Annotated in this window: 27 protein-coding genes; 14 read left to right on the top strand and 13 right to left on the bottom strand. The window is 72.5% G+C overall.

The window, feature by feature from the left end:
* Positions 1 to 198: 198 nt before the first annotated feature.
* Positions 199 to 594, bottom strand: coding sequence for a hypothetical protein (locus ACZ4UX_RS23870; RefSeq protein ID WP_465708161.1), 396 nt, complete (start codon positions 592 to 594; stop codon positions 199 to 201).
* Positions 595 to 788: 194 nt separating this feature from the next.
* Here ACZ4UX_RS23870 and ACZ4UX_RS23865 point away from each other — a divergent pair, with 194 nt between their 5' ends.
* The 5 genes from ACZ4UX_RS23865 to ACZ4UX_RS23845 all read left to right on the top strand — a co-directional run bounded on the left by ACZ4UX_RS23865 (position 789) and on the right by ACZ4UX_RS23845 (position 5448).
* On the top strand, positions 789 to 980 hold the full coding sequence (locus ACZ4UX_RS23865; protein ID WP_329491748.1) for a hypothetical protein: 192 nt from the start codon (positions 789 to 791) through the stop codon (positions 978 to 980).
* Positions 981 to 1107: 127 nt separating this feature from the next.
* On the top strand, positions 1108 to 1308 hold the full coding sequence (locus tag ACZ4UX_RS23860) for a hypothetical protein (RefSeq protein ID WP_465708160.1): 201 nt from the start codon (positions 1108 to 1110) through the stop codon (positions 1306 to 1308).
* Between the two features lie 901 nt (positions 1309 to 2209).
* A complete protein-coding gene (locus tag ACZ4UX_RS23855) occupies positions 2210 to 2476 on the top strand; it encodes a metal-sensitive transcriptional regulator (RefSeq protein WP_465708159.1) in 267 nt (88 codons plus the stop codon).
* Between the two features lie 309 nt (positions 2477 to 2785).
* Positions 2786 to 3175 (top strand): DUF302 domain-containing protein, encoded by a 390-nt coding sequence (locus ACZ4UX_RS23850; RefSeq protein WP_465708158.1) that lies wholly within the window; start codon positions 2786 to 2788, stop codon positions 3173 to 3175.
* A 104-nt stretch (positions 3176 to 3279) separates the two neighbouring features.
* Positions 3280 to 5448, top strand: a complete 2169-nt coding sequence (locus tag ACZ4UX_RS23845) for an MMPL family transporter (RefSeq protein WP_465708157.1) — start codon at positions 3280 to 3282, stop codon at positions 5446 to 5448.
* Positions 5449 to 5754: 306 nt separating this feature from the next.
* Here the strand turns inward: ACZ4UX_RS23845 and ACZ4UX_RS23840 are convergent, their stop codons facing one another.
* The 3 genes from ACZ4UX_RS23840 to ACZ4UX_RS23830 form a co-directional block, all read right to left on the bottom strand.
* A complete protein-coding gene (locus ACZ4UX_RS23840; RefSeq protein WP_465708156.1) occupies positions 5755 to 8031 on the bottom strand; it encodes a catalase in 2277 nt (758 codons plus the stop codon).
* A 329-nt stretch (positions 8032 to 8360) separates the two neighbouring features.
* Positions 8361 to 10697 carry a molybdopterin oxidoreductase family protein gene (locus ACZ4UX_RS23835; RefSeq protein ID WP_465708155.1) on the bottom strand — a complete coding sequence of 779 codons (2337 nt, stop codon included), beginning with the start codon at positions 10695 to 10697 and terminating at the stop codon, positions 8361 to 8363.
* A 93-nt stretch (positions 10698 to 10790) separates the two neighbouring features.
* Positions 10791 to 11114 carry a plasmid stabilization protein gene (locus tag ACZ4UX_RS23830; protein WP_352291593.1) on the bottom strand — a complete coding sequence of 108 codons (324 nt, stop codon included), beginning with the start codon at positions 11112 to 11114 and terminating at the stop codon, positions 10791 to 10793.
* A 300-nt stretch (positions 11115 to 11414) separates the two neighbouring features.
* Between ACZ4UX_RS23830 and ACZ4UX_RS23825 the strand changes: the two genes are divergently transcribed.
* Positions 11415 to 11975: a hemerythrin domain-containing protein gene (locus tag ACZ4UX_RS23825; protein WP_329491735.1), complete on the top strand. Its 561-nt coding sequence runs from the start codon at positions 11415 to 11417 to the stop codon at positions 11973 to 11975.
* A 225-nt stretch (positions 11976 to 12200) separates the two neighbouring features.
* Positions 12201 to 12710 carry a hypothetical protein gene (locus tag ACZ4UX_RS23820; RefSeq protein ID WP_465708154.1) on the top strand — a complete coding sequence of 170 codons (510 nt, stop codon included), beginning with the start codon at positions 12201 to 12203 and terminating at the stop codon, positions 12708 to 12710.
* A gap of 192 nt (positions 12711 to 12902) precedes the next feature.
* Here the strand turns inward: ACZ4UX_RS23820 and ACZ4UX_RS23815 are convergent, their stop codons facing one another.
* Complete coding sequence (locus tag ACZ4UX_RS23815) at positions 12903 to 13148, bottom strand: hypothetical protein (protein WP_465708153.1); 246 nt, start codon at positions 13146 to 13148, stop codon at positions 12903 to 12905.
* The gene (locus tag ACZ4UX_RS23810; RefSeq protein ID WP_465708152.1) at positions 13123 to 13812 is read right to left on the bottom strand and encodes a type III effector protein; all 690 of its coding nucleotides are present in this window, start codon (positions 13810 to 13812) and stop codon (positions 13123 to 13125) included. The genes ACZ4UX_RS23815 and ACZ4UX_RS23810 overlap by 26 nt, the downstream gene beginning before the upstream one ends.
* A gap of 110 nt (positions 13813 to 13922) precedes the next feature.
* On the opposite strand from ACZ4UX_RS23810, the gene ACZ4UX_RS23805 reads away from it, so the two are divergent.
* Together ACZ4UX_RS23805 and ACZ4UX_RS23800 are read left to right on the top strand one after the other, a co-directional pair.
* Complete coding sequence (locus tag ACZ4UX_RS23805; RefSeq protein WP_465708151.1) at positions 13923 to 14357, top strand: Hsp20/alpha crystallin family protein; 435 nt, start codon at positions 13923 to 13925, stop codon at positions 14355 to 14357.
* A 126-nt stretch (positions 14358 to 14483) separates the two neighbouring features.
* The gene (locus tag ACZ4UX_RS23800; RefSeq protein ID WP_465708150.1) at positions 14484 to 14777 is read left to right on the top strand and encodes an STAS domain-containing protein; all 294 of its coding nucleotides are present in this window, start codon (positions 14484 to 14486) and stop codon (positions 14775 to 14777) included.
* A gap of 156 nt (positions 14778 to 14933) precedes the next feature.
* Here ACZ4UX_RS23800 and ACZ4UX_RS23795 read toward each other — a convergent pair whose 3' ends face one another.
* The 3 genes from ACZ4UX_RS23795 to ACZ4UX_RS23785 form a co-directional block, all read right to left on the bottom strand.
* Positions 14934 to 15353: a hypothetical protein gene (locus ACZ4UX_RS23795; protein ID WP_465708149.1), complete on the bottom strand. Its 420-nt coding sequence runs from the start codon at positions 15351 to 15353 to the stop codon at positions 14934 to 14936.
* 314 nt (positions 15354 to 15667) lie between these two features.
* Positions 15668 to 16636 (bottom strand): LLM class F420-dependent oxidoreductase, encoded by a 969-nt coding sequence (locus tag ACZ4UX_RS23790; protein ID WP_465708148.1) that lies wholly within the window; start codon positions 16634 to 16636, stop codon positions 15668 to 15670.
* Between the two features lie 305 nt (positions 16637 to 16941).
* Positions 16942 to 17853, bottom strand: a complete 912-nt coding sequence (locus ACZ4UX_RS23785; RefSeq protein WP_465708147.1) for a helix-turn-helix transcriptional regulator — start codon at positions 17851 to 17853, stop codon at positions 16942 to 16944.
* A 216-nt stretch (positions 17854 to 18069) separates the two neighbouring features.
* Here ACZ4UX_RS23785 and ACZ4UX_RS23780 point away from each other — a divergent pair, with 216 nt between their 5' ends.
* Genes ACZ4UX_RS23780 through ACZ4UX_RS23770 form a run of 3 tightly spaced genes read left to right on the top strand, consistent with a single transcriptional unit; the run spans position 18070 to position 20809 of the window.
* Complete coding sequence (locus ACZ4UX_RS23780; RefSeq protein ID WP_465708146.1) at positions 18070 to 19086, top strand: zinc-dependent alcohol dehydrogenase family protein; 1017 nt, start codon at positions 18070 to 18072, stop codon at positions 19084 to 19086.
* A 46-nt stretch (positions 19087 to 19132) separates the two neighbouring features.
* Complete coding sequence (locus tag ACZ4UX_RS23775) at positions 19133 to 19543, top strand: (R)-mandelonitrile lyase (protein WP_465708145.1); 411 nt, start codon at positions 19133 to 19135, stop codon at positions 19541 to 19543.
* A gap of 27 nt (positions 19544 to 19570) precedes the next feature.
* Complete coding sequence (locus tag ACZ4UX_RS23770) at positions 19571 to 20809, top strand: MFS transporter (protein ID WP_465708144.1); 1239 nt, start codon at positions 19571 to 19573, stop codon at positions 20807 to 20809.
* A 274-nt stretch (positions 20810 to 21083) separates the two neighbouring features.
* On the opposite strand, the gene ACZ4UX_RS23765 is transcribed toward ACZ4UX_RS23770, so the two are convergent.
* The 3 genes from ACZ4UX_RS23765 to ACZ4UX_RS23755 all read right to left on the bottom strand — a co-directional run bounded on the left by ACZ4UX_RS23765 (position 21084) and on the right by ACZ4UX_RS23755 (position 22668).
* Positions 21084 to 21455, bottom strand: coding sequence for a fic family toxin-antitoxin system, toxin component (locus ACZ4UX_RS23765; protein WP_465708143.1), 372 nt, complete (start codon positions 21453 to 21455; stop codon positions 21084 to 21086).
* Entirely contained in the window at positions 21452 to 21694 is a 243-nt protein-coding gene (locus ACZ4UX_RS23760) for a plasmid mobilization protein (protein WP_465708142.1), read from the bottom strand. Before ACZ4UX_RS23760 ends, ACZ4UX_RS23765 begins: the two co-directional genes overlap by 4 nt.
* Positions 21695 to 22203: 509 nt before the next feature.
* Positions 22204 to 22668: a hypothetical protein gene (locus tag ACZ4UX_RS23755; protein WP_465708141.1), complete on the bottom strand. Its 465-nt coding sequence runs from the start codon at positions 22666 to 22668 to the stop codon at positions 22204 to 22206.
* A 423-nt stretch (positions 22669 to 23091) separates the two neighbouring features.
* On the opposite strand from ACZ4UX_RS23755, the gene ACZ4UX_RS23750 reads away from it, so the two are divergent.
* Positions 23092 to 23571, top strand: a complete 480-nt coding sequence (locus ACZ4UX_RS23750) for a hypothetical protein (protein ID WP_465708140.1) — start codon at positions 23092 to 23094, stop codon at positions 23569 to 23571.
* Between the two features lie 395 nt (positions 23572 to 23966).
* Here the strand turns inward: ACZ4UX_RS23750 and ACZ4UX_RS23745 are convergent, their stop codons facing one another.
* Positions 23967 to 24293 carry a hypothetical protein gene (locus ACZ4UX_RS23745; protein ID WP_465708139.1) on the bottom strand — a complete coding sequence of 109 codons (327 nt, stop codon included), beginning with the start codon at positions 24291 to 24293 and terminating at the stop codon, positions 23967 to 23969.
* 743 nt (positions 24294 to 25036) lie between these two features.
* Here ACZ4UX_RS23745 and ACZ4UX_RS23740 point away from each other — a divergent pair.
* Positions 25037 to 25549, top strand: a complete 513-nt coding sequence (locus ACZ4UX_RS23740; RefSeq protein WP_465708138.1) for a DUF6584 family protein — start codon at positions 25037 to 25039, stop codon at positions 25547 to 25549.
* The last annotated feature ends 162 nt before the right edge of the window (positions 25550 to 25711 follow it).

Here is a 25711-nt window from a genome sequence, read left to right as displayed (position 1 = left end):
CGCCCGCCGCGCCCCCCCCCCACCCCGCCCCCCCCCACCCCCACCCCCCCCCCCCCTCACCACCCCCCCCCCCCCCCCCCCCCCCCCCCCCTCCCCCCCTCTCCCCCCCCCCCCCCCCCCCCCCCCCCCCCCCCCCCCTTTCCCCCTCTCCCCCCCCCCCCCCCCCCCCCCCCCCCCCGCCCATGGCCGGCCCTGGTGTCACTGGTCGGAGTAGCTGAGGTCTCCCACCGTCCAACTGCTGATGTCGGCGATGGCGATGCGGTACATGCCGCCGGTGTGCGGCAGCCCGTAGCTGCCCTGCAGGATGCGGGCGACGTGCAGGTGCAGATGCGTCGGCCGCGCCGCCGGCACCGCCGCGCCTTCGCCGGCCGCGTCACCAGCGCCGGCCGCGGGCGCCGCGAAGAGTGCGGCGAACGGCTTGAGGTGCTCCGAGCCGGCGAGGACTTCCGCCACTCGCTCGTTCCACAGGCTCTGCGGCGCGAGCCGGCCGGTGATGACCGCCCCGGGCACGACGACGGTCAGGGGCATTTGGTTGCTGTGCTCGGACTCCACCATCGCGGCGATGTCGACGAGCAGCCCATCAGGGTTCGACATGCCACCAGAGGATAGTGCCCGCCGCAGCGCAACCGTGCGGGCACCCCCGGCCCGCCGTCCGTCGGCACCTCCACCGGGCGCGCCGGGTGCAGGGAGATTCCACTGCCTGTGATCGAAGCGTGGAAAAATGTGGTGCAGCCAGGGCAGATATCGGCGGCGGCCTGGCGCCTCCGCCGGACTACGGAGGGAGAAGCATGATCCTCAACTTGTCGGCCGTCGTGTTCTTCGGCGCGGTCCTCGCCGTGCTGATCCGTCAGCGCCGCGCGACCCCGGCCGCGGCGTGCGTCGCCGTCGCCTTCGGGTTCCTGCTCGCCTCCAGCTCGGCCGCGCCCGCCGTTCACGGCGCCCTGGCCGCCGCACTCACCGCACTCGCGCCCGCCGGCTGAACAAGCCGCCCAACCCGGTACCCCGCAGCTCCGGGCCGCCGTGCGGCCGGTAGCCTCCCGCCCTGTCCGAGATGTCCCAGGCCCCGGAGAGGGCCTACGCCCCTGAGGGGCGCGAAGGAGGGTGGAAATGCAGCAGCCCGCACCGACCGTGGACGGTTCCGTCCTGAGCGGAATCGTGGAGGCGGTCCGCGACGGCGACGACCGGGTCCTGCGCCGACTGCTGGCGCGCCTGGCCGAGCAGGCGACCGCCGCCGACCTCTACGCCCTGCGAGACGCCCTCGACCCGTGCTCCGACGACCCCGTCCCCGGCCGGACGCGGCCGCAATAAGGTCCGACCTCCAGACACGGAAACCTGTGCTGGTGAGAGTAGACATTGAACGGCAGTCTGTGTAATGTTCCTGGCGTTGGGAGAGCAGGACAGCAGAACGGGCAGACACGAACTGCCCGGGCAGTACCGCAGTTCGCAGTACCAGCAGTACCAGCGGTGATGCAGGAGGCGTGCAGGTCGTCAGTACGCGGGACCCGGTCATGACAGAAGGGGTTCGCGGCGGAAGGCGGGTGACCTGCCAGGCGTCACGGGCCCGGTTGTGCGTGGGGCCCGCGGCGGTGGCGGTCGCGCACGCGCAGGACGCAACATCCAGCAGTTCGCAGTACCGGCAGTACGCACGATGCACACCAGAGGAGAAGGGAAGGGTTCACCCCGTCGGATCGCCCGCCACGGCACGCAATCGGAGCCAGGCGGTCACCGCAGTAGCCATCGTCATGGAACGTCATGGAAGAGGTGGTCTTCGGTCACGCATACGCGATCCCCGCGCAATGCCCCTCCCCCGGGCAACGCGGACACCGCAAGCCGGCCCGACAGCCGGTAGCAGTAGTGCAGTAGATGGAGCAGTGAATCCTCATATCCCTGGGCCCCGGCGCACACAGCGCCGGGGCCCTCGACCCGTTTACGGGACGGCAGGTGCCGGCGGAACAGGCCACCCTCGCCGCCGGCCGGAGCACGGCGGACCACCTGAGCGCCGAGACCAGGGCCGACGACGACTACCCCACCCCCGGGCCGCGAAGATCCTGGGCACCCCGCCGGGCTTCCCGATCAGCCTCGACGACACCGCACTCATCCCGCGGCCCGAGCCGAAACCGGTTCGGAGGGAGCGCACCGCTGCCCACCCCCTCCGCTCGCTATACCCCGGGGGGTAAGCTGGCAGGAACGACACTCTGGAGGTGCAGTGATGCAGGTCGACGACGACGCGGTCGGTGCGGTCCTCAACCGCCTTCGCCGAGCGCAGGGACAGCTCGCCGGCGTCATTGCGATGATCGAGGCCGGACGGGACTGCAAGGACGTTGTGACCCAGTTGGCCGCCGTCTCCCGGGCGCTGGACCGTGCCGGATTCAAGATCGTGGCCAGCGGCATGCGCCAGTGCATGGCCACCGTCGACGGTGACACCCCGCCGATGAGCGAGGCCGAACTCGAGAAGCTCTTCCTCACGCTCGCCTGACGGCGGGCGGGCGGCGGGCGTCAGGAGCGCACCCGCGCGTGCGTCGGCCTGCTGTGTACCGGGCGACCGACCGGCCGTCCATCATGACGCCTGACGGCGACACCCCCGGGGGCCCGCGGGGGAATCCAGCTCCTGTCGGAGGTGTTGGCACCTGTATCGATACCCCTGGGGGTATCGAAGGCGAGTCGTGGTTCGAGCGATCGCCCTCGCGGCATTCGTCGCCGAGCGGAAGCCGTCGCCGCCCGTCGCTCTCCGGCCGCGATCTGCCGTCCGAACCGCACGACCCGAAACCCACGAACGGAGCACAGCATGGACTACGGCATTCCCCTCACGCTCGACCTGCCCTTCGCCGACGCCGTCGAGCGCGTGCGCGCGGCACTTGCCGAGCAGGGCTTCGGCATCCTCACTGAGATCGACGTCCGGGCGACCCTGCGGGCCAAGGTCGGCGCGGAGACCGAGGACTACCTGATCCTCGGCGCCTGCAACCCGTCGCTCGCCCACCGCGCCCTCCAGATCGACCGCCGCATCGGATTGCTGCTGCCGTGCAACGTCGTGGTCCGTGCGGTCGGCGGGCGCACCGCGGTGGAGGCGATGAACCCGGAACTCATGGTGCGGGTCGCCGAGCAGCCCGCGCTGAAGGCCGTCGCCGACGAGGCAGCCGCCCGCCTGCGCGCCGCACTGGACACCCTCGTGGACTGACCGGCGCCCTCCGGGCCCGCTGCGGCGGGCCCCTTTCTTCGCCCTTCCATATACCCCCACCCGTATTTTGTGCCCAGCCGGGCACCACAGGAACGGAGCACGACGTGAAGCACCCGGACACCGCCATCGGCCGGCCGTCAACCGCGCCCCCCTCGGGCCCGCCCGGCCCTCCGGGCCTGCTCGGCCGGCTCGGGGCCTGGTCGGTGCGGCACTTCAAGGCCGTCCTGGCGGCCTGGCTGCTGGTCGTGATCGGCCTCGGCGCGTTCGCGCCCCAGGTGACCACCGCACTGTCCGGTGCCGGATGGCAGGCCGACGGCTCCGAGTCCGTCAAGGTCCGGCAGGTCGCCGAAGAGCACTTCGCGGGCAACGCCTCGACCGCACTGCAGATCGTGATCGCCGCCGACCGGCCGGTCAGCGAGCCAGCCGTCCAGCGGGTGGTCGCCAAGGCCGCCGAGCTCGCCGCAGCCGACCCGCGGATCTCCACCGTCGTGGCGCCCCAGCCGGGCGCGACGATCAGTCAGGACGGCCGCACCGCAATCCTGCTGGCCGGTGCCAACGCCTCGCCCGACGACATGGTCCGCGCCGCCGACGACCTCAAGGGACCGCTGAACGAGCTGTCCGCCGAGGGAATCAGCATCCACGCCACCGGAGCCTCGGTGCTGTGGAGCGACTTCAACGCCGCCAACCACGACGCCATGATGAAGTCCGAGATCATGTCCTGGCCGGTCACCCTGGCCATCCTGGTCCTCGCCTTCGGGTCGCTGGTCGCCGCCGGACTGCCCCTGTTGCTCACCATGGCCGGACTTGCCGCCTCGGCCGGCTCGCTGGTGCTGATCAGCCATCTGTTCCCGGTCTCCATCTGGGCGATGAACTTCGCCATGATGTTCGCCCTCGCCCTCGGCATCGACTACGCCCTCTTCCTGGTGGTCCGCTTCCGCAGCGCCCGCACGGGACGCTCGCGGAGCAGCGCCGAGGCGGTCGCGGAGACGATGGACACCGCCGGCAAGGCGGTCCTGCTGTCCGGTGCGACCGTGCTGGTCAGTCTCTCCGCCGTGATGCTGGTGCCGTCCCCGGCGTTCCGCTCGATGGCCGGCGGCATCATGCTCGCCGTCCTGTTCGTCCTCGCCGCCACCCTCACCCTGCTGCCCGCCGTCCTCGGCAGGCTCGGCCACCGCGTCGACGCCGTCGCCCTGCCCTGGGTGAAGACCGGCGAGCACCGTTCCCCGCGCTTCGCCGCCTGGGGCGAGCGACTGTGGAGGCACCCGCTCCGTTACGGCGCCCTGGCGCTGGCCGCCCTGATCGCCCTGGCCGCGCCGGTCATCGGCCTGCGCACGGCCATGCCGTCCATCACCGTCATCCCCGCCCACGACAGCGCCCGCGCCGGCTACACCGCTGTCCAGCAGGCCTTCGGTCCCGGTGCGCCCGGCACCCTGCAGATCATCACGCCCGCCGGCCAGGCCGCCTCGGTCGGCGCCCAGATCAGCCACACGCCCGGCATCGCCGGCGTGATGCCCGCCGAGAGCGCCGCCAACGGCTCCGGCTGGGCGATGATCCAGGCCGTCCCCACCGTCGACCCCTCCAGCCCTCAGCTCGGCTCCACCGTGGACACGCTGCGGGCCGAACTTCCGCACGACACCCTGGTGGGCGGCGCGGCGGTGGAGAACCTCGACCTGCAGAAGCTGCTCACCGAGAAGACTCCGCTGGTCATCGGCGTGGTGATGGCACTCGGCTTCCTGCTGCTGCTCATCGCCCTGCGGGCACCACTCATCTCCGCGCTCGGCACCGCCGCGAGCCTGCTGTCCACCGGCGCCGCGTTCGGCGTAGCCCGGCTGGTCTTCCAGGACGGCCACGGCGCGGGACTTCTCGGCTTCACGTCCCAGGGGTTCCTGGATGGCTGGGCGCCGGTGTTCTTCTTCGCGATGATCTTCGCCATCGCGATGGACTACACCGTCTTCCTGCTCGCCTCCGCCAAGGAGCACTACGAGCGCACCGGCGACCCCAAGGAGGCGATGGTCGGCGCACTCGCCCACTCCGGCCGGGTGATCTTCGCGGCCGCCGGCGTCATGGTCGCGGTGTTCTTCACCTTCGCCCTGTCCGGCCCGCTCCCGCCCAAGGAGATGGGCATCGTCCTCGGCGTCGCCGTGCTCCTCGACGCGGCGCTGGTCCGGCTGGTGCTGCTGCCGGTGATCCTGCGACTGACCGGCCGCGCTGCCTGGCACACCCCGGCCTGGCTCGACCGCGTGCTGCCGAAGATCTCCTTCTCCCACGGCTGACCCGTTCCGAGCACCGGTGGCGGGAGCGCGGTTCACCGCTCCCGCCACCGGTGCACATCACCGCGTCGGGCGGGCTCGCTCACACCGCCGGCGCGCCGCCTCCGGGGCGCCACGGCGCGGACGGAGTCGCTGGACCGCACCGCACGTCCAACCGAAGAGCCGGCGCCGGCCTTCCGCCGTGCTCACCCACCTCGGCCGAACACGTCGTTCTCCGGAGGGAACGGCGCCCCCGGAGTCCACAGGCCGCGGTCGGCCGGAGTGACCGCTCCGGCCGACCGCGGCCGGGGGGCCATGTGCGGGGCTGGCTCAGTGGGCGGAGGCCGGGAAGCGTTCCCAGACCCGGTGCGTTTCGAGTTGCTCCGCCAGGGCCGAGATCGCCTGCCCGCCGTCGGTCTCGCTGAACACGCCCGGCGCCTGCGGGTCGATGCCCGCCGCCGCCCACAGGGCGCGCGCGTCCGCGAGGCCGGCGATCGGCTTGGCGTGCCGGTAGGCCTCGTTGACCAGCAGGACGATGCGGGAGTCGATCGCCGGCTGCCCGCCCGCCACGGCGCCGGACTTGGCGTCACGTGCCCCGCGGTCGTCGGCGCCGGGCGGGGGTGCGTCCGCGACCAGGAGCGCGTCGAACTCGACGGACCGGGCGGCGCCGAAGGTCCGCTGCACGGGGAGGTCGTCGGCCAGCGGCGCTCCGGTCGGGGCGATGACCAGCGGCAGCAGTCCCGCGGCGAACGCGTCGTCCCGGAGCCGCCGCACCACGCCGGGGTCACTGCCGGAGCCGGTGACGATCCCGAGCACGCGGCCGGTCGCCGGCCAGCGCCGCCCCAGCTGGGACAGGGCCGGACTGGGGGCGATCTCGGCGTTGGGCGTGTCAGTGGTCGGCGGCACGGGCAGGCCGAGGCCGTCGGCCACCTCCCGGCAGAGCTGCTCGTCGATCCGCGCCAGGACGGTCAGGACCCGTTCCTTGATCGCCTGCTCGTACACCTTCGACAGTTCGAAGGTGTAGGCCGCGATCACGTGCTCGCGCTCCACCGGGCTGAGGCTGAGCCAGAACAGCCGGGGCTGGCTGAAGTGGTCGGCGAACGACGCGGGTGCCTCACGCACCTTGGCCGCGGCGGCGATCGGGGTCGGGTACTCGACGAACGCGTGCTCGCCCGCGCCGGCGAAGAACGGGCAGCCGCCGTCGAGCGAGTTCGGCTTGTACGGTGCGACGCCGCTGTGCACCGCGTCCTGGTGGAAGCCGTCGCGCAGCATGTCGTTGACCGGGGCGTGGGTGCGGTTGACCGGGATCTGCGCGAAGTTCGGTCCGCCGAGGCGGGTGATCTGCGTGTCGAGGTAGGAGAAGAGGCGGCCGGCGAGCAGCGCGTCGTCGGTGAGGTCGATGCCGGGCACCAGGTGCCCGGGGTGGAAGGCGACCTGCTCGGTCTCGGCGAAGAAGTTCGTCGGGTTCGCGTTGAGGGTGAGCAGCCCGATCGCCTGCACCGGGGCGAGTTCCTCCGGGACGATCTTGGTGGGGTCGAGCAGGTCGATGCCGGCGAACGTCTGCTCGGGGGTGTCGGGGAAGGTCTGGATGCCGAGCTCCCACTGCGGGTGGTTGCCGGACTCGATGGCGTCGGCGAGGTCGCGGCGGTGGAAGTCCGGGTCCATGCCGCTGATCAGCTGGGCCTCCTCCCAGACCAGGGAGTGCACGCCGGCCATGGGCTTCCAGTGGAACTTCACCAGGGTGCTGGCGCCCTCGGCGTTGACGAGGCGGAAGGTGTGGACTCCGAAGCCCTCCATCGTCCGGTAGGAGCGCGGGATGCCGCGGTCGGACATGTTCCAGATGGTGTGGTGGGTGGCCTCGGTGTGCAGCGAGACGAAGTCCCAGAACGTGTCGTGGGCGCTCTGTGCCTGCGGGATCTCCCGGTCCGGGTGCGGCTTGGCGGCGTGCACCACGTCCGGGAACTTGATGGCGTCCTGGATGAAGAAGACGGGGATGTTGTTGCCGACCAGGTCGAAGACGCCCTGGCCGGTGTAGAACTTGGTCGCGAAGCCGCGGGTGTCGCGCACGGTGTCCGCCGACCCGCGCGAGCCCAGCACGGTGGAGAACCGTACGAACACCGGCGTCTCCACGCCTTCCGCCAGGAACGCGGCCCTGGTGACCGCGGCCGCTGTCCCGTAGCCCCGGAAGATGCCGTGGGCTGCGGCGCCGCGGGCGTGCACCACCCGCTCGGGGATCCGCTCGTGGTCGAAGTGCATGATCTTCTCGCGCAGGTGATGGTCCTGCAGCAGCACCGGGCCGCGCGGCCCGGCCTTCAGCGAATGGTCGCCGTCCGGCAGTCGCACCCCCTGCGCGGTCGTCAGGTACCCGCCGTTCTGCGACAGGGCGTCTGCCGGCAGGCCGGTGTCGCGGCCGGTGGGCGACACCGGCAGGGGCCCCTGCTGGTCCCGCTTCGCGGGCAGCGGAGCCCTCGGTTCGAGCGGCTCCGCCACCTGAGGCGGTGTGCTGCCCGGCGCTCCGGGCACACCGCCCGGCGGCCGGCCGTCCTCGCGCACGGCCTCGGCTACGGCGTCGACGATCCTCTTCACGGGTCCCGGCTTGTCGTCCATCATGTCCTCCGGCATCGGGTCAGGTCCGGCACCCGCGGGCACGATCGCCGGAACGGCGCCACGCCCACGAGTGCTGTACGAACGACTATCCCGATCGGCGGCGACCCGCCCGGCACGACACACCCGCTCCCCCGAGGAACGGCCACCCCGCCGCCTCCTCTGTCGCTCCTCCTCACCGGTCGGCGGTCTCCCGGGTGGTGGCGGGCTGTGCGGCCGGCGCTCGTTCCCTCCCGTCGACCTCGTCCTGGAGGTGCGCAGGGCCCTCGGCCTTGCGGTAGCCGCCCGTCACCCTGACTTCCCGGATCCCCGGGGGCGTTCGGGGTGCGGGGTCAGCGGTGGTGTTCGGAGCGGGCCAGGCGGGCGGTGGCCGTCTTGAAGACCGGCTGCTTCGACGAGGGGTCGAGGCGGGTGGCGATGAGCTCGTTCGCGGCGCGGTCGCGGCGCGGCGGACTGTCGGCGTGGTCGGGGCCGTGGTCCCAGTAGCCGTAGTGGAACGGCAGGAAGAGCAGCCCCTCGCGGATCCCGGTGATCCGGACCCGGGCGGTGACGGAGCCACGGGCGGTGGTCAGGACGGCCCTGTCCCCGTCGGTGAGGCCGTGTCGGCAGGCGTCGGCCCGGGAGCATTCGACCCATACCTCGGGCGCGGCGCGCTGGAGTTCGGGAACACGGCCGGTCTTGGTGCGGGTGTGGAAGTGGTAGATGGTGCGGCCGGTGGTCAGCCACAGCGGATAGGCGTCGTCGGGCGGTTCCGGGGGCGGCTCGTAGTCGGCAGCCCGGAGGAGTGCTTTGCCGTGCGGGTTCAGGGCCCGGTACTGGGCCTCGGTCGCGGGCTCGCCGGTGTCGAGGTCGCGGCCGTAGGTCTCACAGGTCTCCGGATGGGCCCAGAAGCGGCCCTCGGCGTAGAGCCTCGGCGTGCCGAAGGGGAGAGCGGGTGTCGCGGGCCACTGGGTGCCGCCGTGTTCGCGCAGCAGTTGGTAGCTGAGCCCGGTGTAGTCGCAGGGGCGGCCCTTGCTGCACTGCTGCCATGCGGCGAACGCCGACGGGGCGTCCTGCCAGGTGATCAGTGGACGGCCGGTGCGGGCGCGCAGGTCCATTCGGTGGGCGAAGCCGAGGAAGATGTCGAGGTCGGACCTGGCGAGGCCGGGTGGGTCGACGGCCTTCTCCGAGAGGTGGACGGTGCGGTCGGCGTTGGTGAAGGTGCCGGTCTTCTCGCCCCAGGTCGCGGCCGGCAGGACCACGTCGGCGAACTCGCCGGTCTCGGTGGGGAAGATGTCCTGCACGACGACGAACAGGTCGGGCCGGGCGAGGATCCGGCGGATCCTGGCGAGGTCGGGCAAGGACACCGCGGGGTTGGTGGCGCTGATCCACAGGAACTTCAGGGCGCCGGTCTCGGCGAGGCGGAACATCTCCAGCGCATGGGTGGGCGGGCCGCCGTGGTCCAGCACCGCGGGGTCGATGCTCCACAGCTCGGCGAGTTCGGCGACGTGGCGCGGATTCGCCCAGTTGCGGAAACCCGGCAGGTCGCCGTTGGCGCCGCACTCGCGGGTGTTCTGGGCGGTGGGCTGGCCGTTCATCTGAAGGACGCCGGCGCCGGGGCGTCCGAGCTGTCCGCGCAGCAGGTGCAGGTTGTTGACCTGGACGGCGCTTGCCGTGGCCTGGTGCGATTGGTAGACGCCCTGGAGCACGGTGGAGACGAGCCGGTCGGTGCCCGCGATCAGCTCGGCGGCGCGGCGGATCTCGCCCGCGGGCAGTCCGCAGATGCCGGCCGCCCATTCGGGGGTGCAGCGAGCCACCCGGGCGGCGAGTTGCGGGTAACCGACCGTGTGCTCCCGCACGTAGGCGTGGTCGACGCGGCCGGTGGCGATGACCTCGTTCAGCAGGGCGTTGAGGAGGGCGAGGTTGGTGCCGGGGCGCGGCGCCAGGTGGATCGTGGCTTCCCGGGCGGTCGGTGTGGGGCGGGGGTCGAGAACGAGCAGTGCCGGCGGGTCCGCTCCGTGGAGCCGGTCGAGGACGCGCATCCACAGCACGGGCTGGCACTCGGCGACGTTGTGGCCCCACAGGGCGATCACCTCGGCGTGGTCGATGTCCTGGTAGGAACCGGGTTGGCCGTCGCAGCCGAAGGACTCCTTGAGGGCCTCGCCCGCGGTGGCGGTGCACAGGCGGGTGTTGCCGTCCAGGTGGTTGGTACCGATCCCGGCGCGGGCGAGGACGGTCAGCGTGTAGTACTCCTCCAGGAACAGCTGCCCCGAGGTGTAGAAGCCGACCGCGTCCGGCCCGTGGTCCTCCAGCACGGACCGGCAGCGCCCCGCGACGGTGTCCAGGGCGGTGTCCCAGTCCGTGGCGACGAGTCGGCCGCCGCGGCGGACCTGCGGCGCGGTGAGTCGGTCGGGCGAGGCGTTGGCCTGCCACCCGAACAGGTCCTTGATGTCGAGGCGGCCGTGGTTGACCCGGTCCCCGGCCCGGCCGCGGACACCGACGATCCTCCCGTCACGGACCGCGATGTCCATGGCGTCGCCGTTGGAGTGCAGAAGCGACGCGGAAGGCACCCAGCGCTGCACGTCGGCCTCGCTCAGCCCGGGGGCCAGTTGGAGGTCGACCCGGGCGGGCCACGGCGTGCCGGGGGCGTACGGGGTGCGGGGCCCCCAGGGATCGGCGGTCCGGTCCACGGTCGTGCTCCTTCCATCGCCGACCCCGGCGGTCGGGAGGCAACTTCTGCGCGGTGGCGCTGGGGACCCTCAGGGGGCGCGGGCGGCGGTCGGTCAGTGGCCGAGAGCGCTGGCGAGTTCCTTCTTGGTCATCTTCGAGCGGCCGTGGATGTTGCGCTGCTTGGCCTCGTTGTACAGCTGTTCCTTCGTCGGCCCCTGGGAGCCGGAGTGCGAACGCTGGCCGCCGCGCCGGGAGGAGGAGGTGTCGTGGGTGGAGGAGCGACTGGCCGTCTTCGACTCGCCGTGCCGGGCCCGTTCCTTGTTCACGGTCCGGGCCGCGATCTCCTCGGCCCGCTTCTTGCTCTCCCCGCGGTCCAGGGCACTGTCCTTGATGTGCTCGTACTGGCGTTCACGCTTCTTGCTCGATCCGGCAGGCATGACTCCTCCTTCTGACGGTGCTCCGCAGCGGCGTCTACCCCGAACGTAAGGGCCGACTCGCGGGCCCGCCCGTGCCCGTCCCGACGGTGCGCCGTGCCGCGCTGCCCCCCGCGCCGGGCCCGGCCACGTGCCGCGGCCCTCTCCGGCCTCGGGGCCCGGGACCGGGGACCTGGCCGCGGTCGGCCCCCGTTCGAGTGAGGTGGCGTCGCCGTCGCCCACCGCACGCACCCGCCGGGGAACGACTGCCAGGTGGCCGGGACCAGCCCGGCCCGGACGGAACGAACGAGAGGCAGGCGTTTCATGGGACACGGCGGAAACGTGATCGACGAACTGATGGCCGACCACCGGGAGGTGGAGGAGATGTTCGCCCGGATCCAGGCGATGACGGGCGGCGGCCAGCAGCTGCGGGACGTGGTCGACGAGGTCACCATCGAGCTGGTGCGGCACTCCGTCGCCGAGGAGCAGTACCTCTACCCGGCGGTGCGCGAGCACGTCCAGGGCGGCGACCGGCTCGCGGACAAGGAGATCGCCGACCACGGCCGGGTCGAGGAACTCCTCAAGAAGCTGGAGAACACGAAGACGGACGACCCGCAGATGAGCCCCCTGCTCCGGCGGCTCATGGACGAGGTCGCGGCACACGTCCAGGACGAGGAGCACAACCTCTTCCCCATGCTGCGCCAAGCGTGTACGCCGGAGCAGCTGAACGACCTCGGTGACAAGATCCGCCGGGCCAAGTCCATGGCGCCGACCCGCCCCCACCCCGCCGCACCCGACAGCCCCGCGGCCAGCAAGCTGCTCGCTCCCGGTGTCGGCCTGGTCGACCGGGCCCGCGACTTCGTCACCGGCCGCGGCAAGTCCTGATCCACCCCCGCCACCGGCCGGCGATCCTGGCGTCGGGGCGGGGCCGTCGCACGGCCCCACCCTGCCCCGACGCCAGGATCGGGCCGGCGTGATGCCCGTCATGCCGCCCCCTCAAGGAAGCGGCCTACACTGGGCGGCCACGAGCGGGGCAGCGCGGCTCCGCACCGGACGGCTCGCACCACCGGCACCGGACCAGGCGAGCACCTCCCCGAGGGACCGATCCCCGTGCCCGACCTGTCACCCGTCATAGCCTCCTGCACCCGCTGGCTCCTGAACGCCTACCCTCCCCCGGCCGGCGCCTTCAGCCGCGCACTCGCCGAGAGCCAGGCCCGGCAGGCGACCGCCCTGGCAGCCGCCCTGTGCTACCCCACCCCGATGGACGTCCAGCTCCTGGACCTGCTCGGCCCCGGCGGCGCCGACCGCCTCGACCGGCTCACCGGCCACGACCCCCGTCCGGACGACGCCGCGTGGCGGACCTGGGTGGACGAGACCGTGGTCAGCTGGGCCGCCTGCTTCCTCGCCGACCCCGCACTCGCCTCGCACGCCCACCAGACCCTCGCCACGACCGAGCACCACACCGGGGCGGGAGCCCTGCGACGCCTCACCGAGCCCGGCATCCGCGACACCGAGGCGGCCGTCCTGCTGCGCCACCCCGACCTCCTGGAGCCCGTCGCCGCCCTGCACCGGAGCCGGCTCGGGGAGCGGCTGAACGTCAAGGGCGCCCCGACGGCGTGATGCCGCCGGCCGGCCGAGCGTCCGACATCGGGGCCACCTGGAGCGGTAGACCGCTGGAGGCCGCTGGAGGCCGCTGGAGGCCACTGGCGCTGACCGCCGCCGGGGCGCGCCGGTGGGACACGGACGCGGACCGTACGGCGGTCGCGGGCCGCGGGCGCCTCCCGGCCGGGTCAGGCCTGCTGGCTGGCCGGGTCAGGCCTGCTGGTTGCTCGCCGGCGTGGCCCGGGGGCTGGCTGGACCGGGGGCGGGCAGTGGCCAGTCGGGTCGGGCGAGCTGGTGGCGCAGGGCGTCGAGCCGGGCCAGGTGGGAGTCGAGGGCGGTGGTGACGGCGACCGTGGTAGCGGCCACTCGTGCTTCGAGGTCGTGAATCCGGTCCAGGAGCTCCTGCCAGCGCTCCTCGGCGGCGACGGGATCAGGCGCGGCGTTGGTCGCTGTCATCGCGGAGCTGGGTGGTGTGGTGGGTGAGGGCGTCGAGGCGGGTGGCGAGGTCGTCCTGGCCGGCGCCGAGGTGGGGGCGGACGGCGGCGAGGGGCTCGATGAGGTCGGCTGGGTCGGTGGCGCCGAGGGCGGCGGTCAGGGCGGCCTGGGCGGGGCGAGCGCCGGGGGCGAGCGCGGTCGTGGTGATCTGGGCGGCGAGGACCCGTAGCTCGGCGGCGTGGTCACGGGCCCAGGCGGTGACGGTGCGGTCGGCGGCTCGGCGGTCACGGACGGCCTTGACGCGTTCCGCGCCGGTACCGGCCTGCGTCGTGCGGCCTGCGGCGGGCTTGAGGCGCAGGTAGCGGTTCTCGGCCGCCTGGCGGCTGGCGACGCCCATGGGGTGGGCGAGGTCGGCCCAGGTGGCACCGGCCTCCCGGGCGGTCCGCACCAGTCCGGCCTCCCAGCCGGCGAGCTCGGTACGCAGCTCCCGCAGCAGGACGAGTGCGGCCAGAGCGGGCTCGGGGCCGTCCTGCGCGTCAAGGGCGCCCGGGGGCTGCGTACCGGGGTCGCGGGCGGTGCGGACGGCGTCGTCGATGGCGGCCAGCGCCGCCGCGGCCGCCAGGAACGAGGCGGGTTCGACCGGCCGGGGGCCGTCGGGGGCGGGTCTGCGGGGCTTCTCATTCATGACAGTCACTCTATAGGCGACGCGAAGACTTGTCATCGGATGGATGACGCGCTACAACGGTCTCAGACGAAGCGCACTGGCACCCGTTCGATCAGTGGAGGTGTTTCGCGATGCTGCTGCGCACTGATCCGTTCCGCGAGCTGGACCGGCTGACCCAGCAGTTCCTGGGCAACACGGGAACCTGGTCGCGGCCGGCACCGATGCCGTTGGACGCCTACCGGGCCGGGGACGAGTACGTGATCTGCTTCGACCTGCCCGGGGTGGACCCGGAAGCCATCGACATCGACGTCGAACGGAACATGGTGACCGTCAAGGCCGAGCGTCGCCCCCGCCGCGAGAGCGAGGGCGTGAAGTGGGAGCTGTCCGAGCGCCCGCTCGGGGTGTTCTCCCGCCAGGTCATGCTGTCCGACACCCTCGACCCCGCCGGGATCACCGCCGACTACGACGCCGGCGTGCTGACCCTGAAGATCCCGGTCGCCGAGAGGGCCAAGCCCCGCAAGGTCGCGATCAGCCACAGCGGAAGCCGGACGCAGATCCAGGCCTGACCCGCCCCGATGCCGTTCCGCGCCGCCCCCGATCTCTCCCCCCTCGATCGAAGGGGCGGCCGGAACACCCCCGCCCGCGGGCCGGCCCCGCCCGGACCGGCCCGCCCGCAGCGACGCGGAAACGCCATGAACAGCCGGAGCAGCGAACCCTTCATCGTGCGGGCGAACGGCGAGATCGACCTCGACACCGCCCCGGCCCTGCGCCATGCCCTGGCCACCGCGCTCGAGTCGCACCGGGAGGTCGTCCTCGACCTGTCGGAGGTGACCTTCATGGACTGCGCGGGCCTGGGCGCCCTCGTCCAGGCCTGCAACCAGGCCGACCGCAACGGCAGGCGCCTGATCGTGCGCGGAGCCGGGCGCTGCGTCATCCGCCTGCTGAAGCTCACCGGTCTGCACCGGCGCCTGGCCGTGCTGCCCTGACCGGACACCGGCTCTGGGGGTGGAGGGAGAATCGCGGTGACTCTTCCCTGGGAGGCGTTCCTGGCGGAATCCGGGAACGCGGTGGTTACGACACCCCCCAGGAGGCCGAGGGGGCCGCCCGGGCCGTCCTGACCCTGCTCGGCGCCCGCTGGCCGGTCAGGTGGTACGGCTGCCGCGGGTGAGCATGGCGGCGAGGAGGCGGGTGGCGGCCTCGGCGTCGGCGAGTTCGTCGCCGGTGGGGAGGACGGCGCCGAAGGTGCGGTTGCCGGGGGCGTCCAGGGCGCGCCAGTGAAGGACCGGTGCGAGGTGGCTGCTGGCGTCGGCGAGGAACCAGGCGAGGTGGCCATGGGTGCGGGCGATGGTCAGTGCCAGGGCCGCGAGAGCTTCGCGCAGTGCGGCGAGCCGCTCGATCCTCGACAGCGCCTGGTGGGTGTCGGCGGGGCCGACCGCGGCATCGAGGGCTGCGGCGGTCTTGCGGGCCAGAGCGGAGTCGGTCGCGGTGAGTTCCCAGGTCCCGTCGGTGAGCTGGAGTTCCGCCTCGTGGATGACGCGCTCGACCGCCGTGACCATGCTCATGACGGGAAGTGTATCGGCTGGGCCCAGCGCGCCGGTCGGCGGTGTCTGCGGAGGCGGCCTGGGCGTGCGGGCAGGCGGGCCGGCCTGGTCCGACCGGTCCTTCGAGCGGCCGGGCGGCCTCCCCGACGACCTCCCGCCGGAAGGTGTCGGTTCTGTCCGTGTCCACCGGCGCCTCCCCCGGACCAGGTCACGCCCGTCAGATCGACGATCGGCCCGGGAGGGCGGTCCGCGAGCGCCTTGGCGAGGGCGTCGTCGAGCATGCCCCGACCGTCCTGTGCCCGGCGGAGCCTCGGCGTGGCCGAGCCGACCAGGTTTCAGAACGCCTCACGCAGGGCCGGCAGCAGGGTGCCCTCCGCCCAGTCGAGGAACGCGGGCTGGCTGTCGCCGCCGACCTGTATGAGGGCCACCTCGTCGAACCCGGCGTCGACGAACGGCCGCACCGCCTCGACGAAGTCGTCGACCCGGTCACCGCACGGAACGGATTCGGCGACGTCCTCGGGGCGGACGAAGCGGCTCGCGGCGGCGAACCCCGCCGTCCCGGGCAGCTCGGCGTTGACCTTCCAACCGCCGCCGAACCAGCGGAACTGCTCGTGGGCCCGCCGGACAGCGGTGTCCCGGTCGGTGTCCCAGCACACCGGAAGCTGACCCACGGCCGGCTTTCCGGCCCCGCCGTGCTCGGCGAACCCGGTGATCAGCGCCTGGTCCGGCTCCACGGCGATCACCAGATCGGCCAGCCGGCCGGCAAGCTCGCAGGAGTCCGGCCCTGATACGGCCACCCCGATCGGCGGCGGCCGGTCGGGCAGATCCCACAGCCTGGCGCCCTCGACGTCGAAGTACCGGCCTCGCCGGGTGACGTACCCGCCGTCGAACAGTGCCCGGATGATCTGTACCGCCTCGTCGAGCATCGCCTGGCGCACCGGTACCGCCGGCCAGCCCCGGCCGATGACGTGCTCGTTGAGGTTCTCGCCGCTGCCCAGCCCGAGCCGGAAGCGGCCCTCGGACAGCAACTGCAACGTGGCGGCCTTCTGCGCCACCACCACGGGGTGGTAGCGGAACGTCGGGCACGTCACGTAGGTCATGAGCGGGATCCGGGAGGTGGCCTGCGCGGCGGCACCGAGCACCGCCCACGCGTACGGAGCGTGACCCTGCTCGTCCAGCCAGGGGAAGGAGTGGTCCGAGATCACCGAAAAGTCGAACCCGGACTGCTCGGCACGCACCACGTCCGCGACCAGGTCACGCGGGCCGCGCTGCTCGGTCATCATCGTGTATCCGATTCTCACCATGACCCCGCGCCTGCCCGATCACCGTCACCCTCACACCGAGCCGCCCCATCCCATCCGGGGCCCCCGGATGCCGACAGCGGCAGCGGCCACCTGGCGGCGCCCGCCCGACCCGGGCCGTGGCTGCGCCGCTTCCGGCCGCGCGCGAGGGAAGCACTCAAGGCGAAAGCCAACCCGAACACGGGGCGCAGCACGCGCCACGCCCAGGGCTCGGACGGCCGGGCTCCCCATCTCGACGAGCGTGAGGGGCCCGGCCGTCGTGGGGGCGGTGCCGATCCCGGATTCAGGGTCCGCACAGCGGTACGCGCTCACTGGTGAGGAGTCGATGCCGACTGTTCGCTCTGCCGAGACCCACTCCCGGCTTCGCGGGTGGCGGCCCAGGAGGCGAGCAGACGCAGGCCCTCGTCGGAGACGGAGCCGGGTTCGGCGGAGTAGACGGTGAGGGTGAGGCCGGGTTCGGCGGCCAGCTCCAGGCCTTCGTACGCGAGGGTGAGGTCGCCGACCGCGTGGTGGTGGAAGCGTTTGGTGCCGGTGCCGTGGTGGCGGACGTCGTGGGCGCCCCAGCGGGTCCGGAACTCGTCACTACGGGTGGAGAGCTCACCGACGAGGTCATGGAGGTCCTTGTCGTGGGGGTCCCGGCCGGCCTCGGTGCGCAGGATGGCGACGGCGATGTCGGCGGCCTGGTCCCAGTCGGGGTAGAAACGGCGGGAAGCGGGGTCGAGGAAGTTGAACCGGGCCAGGTTGTTCCGGTTGCCGGGTGTGTCGTAGACCTCGGCATAGAACGCACGGGCCAGCTGGTTGGCGGCGAGCAGATCCATGCGGCTGTTGCGGACGAACGCCGGCCCGGCGGTGACGGCGTCGAGCATCCACTGCAGGCTGGGGCGCGGCGTCCACGGGCGGCCGCCGGTGCGACGGCGGGGGCGGGCGAGAGCGTCGGAGCCGTCGGCGGCCTGGGCGAGGCGCAGCAGGTGGGCGCGCTCGGCGTCGTCGAGCTGCAGGGCGCGGGCGACCGCCTCCAGGACGGCGGGCGAGGCACCGGCGAGGCTGCCGCGTTCCAGCTTGGCGTAGTACTCGACGCTCAGGTCGGCGAGGGCGGCGACCTCGCTGCGCCGCAGGCCGGGCACCCGGCGGCGGGAGCCCGCCGGCATGCCCGCCCGTTCGGGGGTGATCTTCGCGCGCCGCGAGGTGAGGAACTCGCGGACCTCCTGGCTGTTGTCCACGCCTTCGACGGTACGGCGATCCGGGCGGTCGAGGGGTGTACTGCCGGTACACCCCTCGACGGTGACTCGCTGCGCCCGCCGGCACCGGGTTTCCTGGAGCACGTGGCGCTCTCCGCCTCGGAGCCGACAGGACCGAGCGGAGTGTGCGCCCGACCCGTACTCGGCGGCGGCCGGCTCGCCCGGCCTCCGCGCCCCGGAACGCGAAGGAAGATCCCCATGCGCGGCGCAGTGATCCACGCCCCCGGTGACGTCCGCTTCGAGACGCTGGACGACCCGAAGATCCTCCACCCCACCGACGCGGTCATCCGCACGGCCGTCACCTGCGTGTGCGGCTCCGACCTGTGGCCCTACCGGGGCGCGGAGCCGATCGGCGATCCGCACCCGATGGGCCACGAGTACGTCGGCTTCGTGGAGGAGGTCGGCTCCGAGGTGACCGGTCTGCGGCCGGGCCAGTTCGTGGTCGGCTCGTTCGCGACCTCCGACAACACCTGCCCGAACTGCCGCAACGGCTTCCAGTCGAACTGCCTGCACCGGGAGTTCATGTCCACCTGCCAGGCCGAGTACATACGCATTCCGAACGCCGCCGGGACCCTGGTCGCCCTGGACGAGGTCCCCGGCGAGGAGTTCTGGCCGGGCCTGCTGGCGAACTCGGACGTGATGGGCACCGGCTGGTGGGCCGCCGACGCCGCCCACGTCCGCCCCGGCTCCACGGCGGTGGTGGTCGGTGACGGCGCGGTCGGCCTGTGCGCGGTGATCGCCGCGAAGGAGCTCGGCGCGGAACGGATCATCGCCATGTCCCGCCACGCCTCCCGGCAGAACCTCGCCCGCGCCTTCGGCGCCACCGACATCGTCACCGAACGCGGTGAGGACGGCATCGCCCGGATCAGGGAACTGACCGGCGGCATCGGCGCCGACAGCGTCCTGGAGTGCGTCGGCACCGCCCAGTCCATGCAGCAGGCCCTGCACTCCGCCCGCCCCGGCGGCAACGTCGGCTTCGTCGGCGTCCCGCACGAGGTCGCCCTCGACGGGCAGGAACTGTTCTTCTCCCACGTCGGCCTGCGCGGCGGCCCCGCCCCGGTGCGCCGCTACCTGCCCGACCTGATCGAACGCGTCCTGTCTCGCCGCATCGACCCCGGCAAGGTCTTCGACCTCACCCTGCCCCTCGACCAGGTCGCCGAGGGCTACAAGGCGATGGACGAGCGCCGCGCGATCAAGACCCTCCTCACGCCCTGACAGCCCCCGCCCCCACACCCGCCCCACCCCTGTACAAGGAGCACTCGTGCAGATCACCCGAAGCTCGATCGACACCGCCAAGGGCCCGGCGGACTGGTTCACCGGCGACGTCTACATCGACGCCGTCGCCGCCGCGCCCACGCCCTCCCGGGTCACCGCCAACCTGGTGCACTTCATGCCCGGCGCCCGCACCCACTGGCACCGCCACCCGCTGGGCCAGACCGTCTTCGTCACGGAGGGCATCGGCCTGTGCCAGCGCCGCGGCGGACCCGTCGAGGTCATCCGGCCCGGCGACCGCGTCCTGTTCGAAGCCGACGAGGAGCACTGGCACGGCGCGGCGCCGAACCGGCTCATGGTCCACCTCGCGATCAACGAGGGCGACGACGACCACAACGTCGTGCAGTGGCTGAGCCCCGTCACCGACGAGGAGTACACCGCAGCTCCGACCACCCACTGACCCGCCCCCGTACGGAAAGAAGCCCCCATGTCCCGCCCCGCCGGACCCGTCACCGGCAAGCTCCCCTCCGTCGTGTGGGTGCTGGCCGCCGGCACCTTCCTGATGGGCACCACCGAGTTCGTCGTCGCCGGACTCCTTCCACAGATCGCCGGCGACCTGCACGTCGGTGTTCCCCGCGCCGGGCTGCTGATCACCGTCTTCGCCGTCGGCATGATCGTCGGCGGGCCGGCTATGGCCCTGGCCACTCTGCGCCTGCCCCGGCGGCTGACCCTGGTCCTCGCCCTGGCCGTCTTCGCGCTCGGACACCTCGTAGCCGCCGCCGGCACCTCCTTCGCCGTCGTGCTCGCCGCACGCTTCACCACCGCACTGGCCACCGGCGCGTTCTGGGCCGTCGGCTTCGTCATCGCCACGGCCGCCGCCGGGCCCGGCCGCTCCACCCGTGCGGTGGGCGTCATGATGGGCGGCCTGACCCTGGCCAACGTCGTCGGTGTCCCGCTCGGATCCGTCGTCGGGCAGGCCACCGGCTGGCGGGGCCCCTTCTGGGCGCTGGCCGCCCTGGCGGCCCTGGCCGCCGTGGTCGTCGGCTGCCTCGTCCCCGCCACCGAGCAACGGGCCGGGGTGTCGGTGCGGGCGGAGGTTCGGGCCCTGCGGCAGGGCCCGCTGTGGCTGGCGCTGGCCGCCGCCGTCCTGATCATGGGCGGCGTCCTGGCCGCCTACACCTACCTCACACCGCTGCTGACCGGCCGTACCGGCATCCCGCAGGCCGCCGTGCCGCTGGTGCTGATCGCCTTCGGCGCGGGCGCGCTCGGCGGCAACACCATCGGCGGGCGGCTCGGCGACCGCCGCCCCATGGCCACCACGATCACCGCCGCCGCGGCCACCGCTGCCACCCTGCTGCTGCTCGCCCCGCTCTCCACCCGTCCGGTCGCCGCGGTCGCCCTGGTCTTCCTGATGGCGCTGACCGGCTTCGCCGTCAACCCCGTCGTCACCTCGCTGGCCGTCCGCTTCGCCGGCGACGCCCCCACCCTGGCCTCCGCCCTGACCACATCCGCCTACAACACGGGCATCGCCGCCGGCTCCGCTCTCGCCGGCCACGCCCTGGACACCGGCCTGGGCCTGACCGGGCCCCCTCTCGTCGGCGGCGTCCTCGCCGCGCTCACCCTGCTGCCGCTGGCCGCCCTCGCGCTGCGCGGCACGCCACGGCGGGCTCTGGCTGCGGTACCGGGCCCGGGCCGCGACGGGGCGCCGGCGCCGGTGCGGCACTGACCCGCCCCCGGCCTCCGCCCTTCGCACCGATGGGAGAACGCCGTGACCACCACCTACGACTTCACCGGCAGGAGCGCCCGCGCCGGCGCGCAGGTCACCCTCCTCGACCGGTCACAGGGCAGCCTGCGCGGGACCGCGAGCCTCATCGACGCAGACGGCGGGACGGCGGCTGACCACCGTGCGGGGCGAGGGAGCGTGCTGGTCGTCGCTGTCGACCCGGCGTCCGTGGAGGCGTGGGGCCGTGGCGCCGTGGCGGGTTGCTGGCCGGGGTGTGTCAGCGGTACCAGGTGCGGATGGCGGTGGCGGTCTCGCGGACATCGGCCTGCCCGTCGCGGATGCGGCCGGCCAGTTCGACGGCCTGTTTCGGTTCGGCGGTGACGATCACCCCGGAGCCGGCGAGGTAGGACGCCGCGACGACGGCCGCGAACTGCTCGTTCGCGAACTCGAGGGCGGGGACGCGGATCAGCTGGTGCATGAGTGCCGCCGCCCGCTGGTTCACGCCGCCGTAGACGGCGACGTCCATCACCTCGTCGACGTGGCGGGCCACCGCTGCGGCCAGGGTCCCGTAGTCGGTGATGTCCGGATCCGAGGGCAGGAACTGGTGGGCGATGTCGAGCAACCAGGCCCGGTCGACGCGAAGGATCACGCGGCTTCCGCCGCCCCGCCACGCCCGGCGTCCGGATAGGGGCCGAACTCGGCCTCGAACGCGGGCGCCCACGCCTGGGAGAAGTGCGCGGCCGCGGTCAGGAACCGCTCACGCCGCTCGTCCGCCTCCTCCGCGAGAACCTTGCGCGCGTAGTCCGGCAGCGTCATCCCCGCCGCCTCCGCGCGCTGCTCCAGCGCCTCGTGCGCCTCGTCGTCCAACCGCACATTCAGCTGCTTCATGGCCGAAGCGTAGCCATGTCTACACGCCACTACAAGGACGGCTGGTGCTACCTGCGGACAGCGCCACAAGTCTGGCCTCCGCGGACCTCCGGCCACACGGCCCCGATTCCGGAGAACATGCCAAAGATCCTCCCCGCGTGGGGCTCGCCGCGACGTCCGGCCCCTACGGGGTGGACGAGCGGGCCGGTGGCTGCGGGTGGCAGCGCAGCGGGGATCGAACTCGGTGCTGGACGGTGGGAATGTGGCGGGACCGGTGCCCGAGCTCCTCGGGCCGCTGGACGCTCGGCCCGGGGCGTGCCCGGGCTGCCCGCCGTGGCGACCCCGGGCAGTGGCGGGGCCGACCGGACCGTGGAACTGGTTCGCGAGGCCCGCGCCGAGCATCCGGCGCGGGCCTGCGTGGTGGGCGCCGCCGACCGCGGTCTGCGCACCCGGGCGGGGCGGGTTGGGTACGGCCGCCACCGGCCGGTCCGCGAAGCGTGCGGGGCGGAGTCCGGGGACCGGGATCCGGGTCAGTCGGCCAAGCGGATCTGGAGGGCGTTGATGCCCCAGTGGATCGACGGTTGCGAGGTGTGCACGGTGAACTGGAAGTCCCTCCCGGGACGGGCGGGGATGTCCACCGAGCCGACGCCGACGGAGTCCACCGGGCACTGCACCGTGAAGTCGGCCGGAGCCAGGCCGCCGACGTGCACCTGCACCGAACCGCCGCCCTGACAGCCGACGGTGACGGCGATCGGCAGCGTCTCGACCACCGAGGCCGTCACCGCGCCGCCGTTCCCGATCCAGTCGGGGATCGAGAACATGGTGTCCTCGTCCGACGCCGGCGGCAGGATCCGCCCTGTCCCTGGCTGACCGAAGAGCTCGTCCGAGGCCGCTGCCGGGTCGGCGGGCTGCGCCGACGCCGTCCCGGCGAATGCCAGTGTCACCCCCAGCGCCCCGGCCGCTGCGGTGAGCGTGCCTGTCTTCGTCCGCTTCATCGTGGTCCCCCTGCCATGTTCACGTGTCGCACCGGTGTTCGGCATACGAAGTTGATCGTAGAGCGGCGGCACCGACAGAGCGCGAGCACATGCCGGAAGGTCCAGTTGCACCGCCGATCCCGCCCCTGTGGGGGTCGCCGGCTCGGGCCGACCGAGAAGGGGCCGGAGGAGCGGTGGTGGCTGCCGGTTGTGGCGCTGCTCGGCAGTCCCGGTGCGGGCCTACCGATGGTGCCGGCCGGCGGCACCTCGGCTGACCCCGCGCAGGCGAGGGCAGCCGGCGTTCCTTGCGGCACACTCGCGGGCAGTGAGGTCCTCCCCGCGTCAGCAGGGGTCAGCCGCCGCCCTCACCGCGATGCCGTTGCATTCAGCCGTCCTGCCTCATAGCGGTTCGTGGGACTTGATGCCTGCAGGGATACTGCCGTAGTGCTGCTGACATGGATCGCCGAGGTGGCGGACGAACCTCTGGTATTGGAGCCGGCCGACCGACGGGTGGAATGGGAGACCAACACCTGGTGGCTGAATGCGGAGGTCGGGGACAGACGTTCGCTGTCCGTCCCCAAGGTGGTGGCTGCTTTCGAGCGGACTGCAGCGGCCCTTCGGATCCGCATCCGTGGCATGGGGTACTCAGGCGTGGCGACGTTCTACGTATGGCACGACGAGGTGGCCGGGCAGCTGAGGTGTTCAACCGGATCGGTACCGCCGAGCGAGTTGCCGTTCGGTGGTACCTATGTGCCTTCCGGCGACCTTGAGCGGATCGTGGTGGGGTTCTTGGCAGACGACAGCCCGGGTGTCATCACCTTGGCGGCCCTGGATGAGGCGCAGGAGCCCTCGGAACAGACAGTGGCCGATCCGGAGATCGCGCCCTTCCCCATCTGGGTCACCAGCGTCGGCACCGTCACTTAGTCAGGCTCGGCCGCCGGGACGCACCTGTTGTCGGCGCCGAACCAGCGGCCGACCTCGGCCTTGGCGGAGAATACACGCCAGGATCCCCGAGACCGAATGCCGAATTTCGAGAGGGCCGTTGAAGCCACTCCAGCGCCCTCAGCACCCCCGCTCGTACATCCCCACCCACCCGGGTTCGGTCCATATTTGCCACGGCGGGGCCGGATCCACCCCAATTCCCGCCGTGACGGCCACACAACCAAGCCCATCCAGCGAACTCAAGGCTCCATCGAACACTTCGAGACTGACGGATCTGCTCAACCGTTCCCATGCTGATTTCCCCGCGTGCAGCCAGAGTGCTCCGCGCGACAGCCTGGACGGGGCATCCGGCTCAGCAGCTCTTCGCGATCACCGGGCTACTGCCGCACGAACGGCTCATTCGTCACACTCACACCCGTCAGCTGCAGTCTCTCCTCACCGTTGTAGGTGAAGTACTGGAAGTACCTCTCACACTTCAGATCCCCGGCGACAGAGACCAACTGAACGACCGCGCCATGCCCGGCATCGTCCAACTTCCCGTGACGCCAGGTGCCGGTGAATTTCACCGCTGCCTGCGACGGCTCCCCCCGACACGTCGCGGGAAGCAAATTCACCACCCCGAGATCGCCGCCGTCCAGGAACTGGATCGTGCCGACGCTCGACGTCCATGACCCTACAATCGGCGCGTCACCCTTCTCCTCCACCGCCGTACATGAGACCGCTAGCGACAGAGAGAACGCCAGAGGGACGGCCAAAAGTCCCAACCGTACCCAGCCACGAACCCAACCTGGGGCTCTTTCGGACCCAATCACCCGCACCTCCATCTGAGCAATTTCACTCGAAAGCCCTGGGGCGCGCGAAGTCATTGTTGGCAATGTATTTCCTCGCTTCGTCGAGAACTACGCCCTCCGACGCCAGCCTCCCAGACCTGTCCGAAGCCGCCCTCGCCGATCCGCTTGACGAGCTCGCCGCGTCTGCCCAGCGCGGTCCCCGCCTGCATGAACTCCCCTTCCGGTAGCGGCCGGTGTGTCGGTCCATCGGTCACGTTACGTGGAACTCCCCGCGTGGGGCAGGGTGATGCTTCTGCGCAGGGTCCGCGAGGCCGTCGCCCTCTCGCTGGTCGGCCGGGCCGGTGCCCGGCCGACCGAGCACCTGGCAGCCGGGAGCGGCCGGTCACCCTGATGCGCCTGATCCGCGCACGGCCTGGCCCGCCCACCTGGCGAGTCCGCGTGCTCGGCGTCATCGACTTCGCCCTGCGTAAGGGCCGCCCCTAACCGCACCGCCCTGATCGACATCGAGATCCGCCCCCGTCGAGGTCCTGTCCGAGCGGTCCGCCGGCGCCAACTGCGGCGCGGGCACAGCGAGGCAGGTCGCCGGCAGGTTCAGCTTGTCCGAGCGAGTCGGAATGTCCTTTGACCAGGAATTCTTTGTCCGCCACCATGCTCCGGTGACAGTTGAGACCACCCTCGTCAAGGTTGACGCCGACCTTCGCGCCGGCCGGATACCCGTTGCTCGTCAACGCCTGCGCGGCCTGGCGTCCTCATACCCGGCGGACCTCACGGTCAGGAGGAGGCTGGCCGAGGTCTACCGGCTGTACGACGAGCCGGCCGAAGCGGGACGCTGGGCCTACCTCGACACCGACCGGTCCTCGGCTGAGACAGCGGCTTTCGAGGCCCGCCACCCTGACCCGCTCGACCGGATGGCAGCCATCGCCTGGCGTGGGTCCGAGCATTCGGCGCAGACCGAGACCGCTCGCACCCGGCTGGCCGAGCTTCGTGAGGCCGCCTCCGTACACGCGGGTCGCCCGGTCCACTGGAGCCACGAGCGAGACCGCGCCCCGCACGCCGCCGAGGACGACTCGGCCGGACCGCTGGCCTGCGTCGGTCTTGCCGTCGTCGGTTTGGCCCTTCTGGGTTTCGCGGCCCTCGGCGCCGTCACCTTCGTTCGCTGGTGGCTCTGACCCTTCGCCGCAGGCGTCGCCCGCCCAGCTGACGGCCTGGAGGTGGTGGACCGTTCCCGTGCGGCCTTCTTCAAGCCCCTTCGTCCGCGGGAGTCAGACGGGCCACTGGCCGGTGTGCAGCCGCACGTACAGGTCCTCCCGCCGCTCGGGACTTCGCCACAC

The sequence above is a fragment of the Kitasatospora sp. NPDC028961 genome (assembly GCF_055564815.1).
Note: the sequence above shows the minus strand (reverse complement) of the source record. Positions and strands in the feature narration are given on the sequence as shown.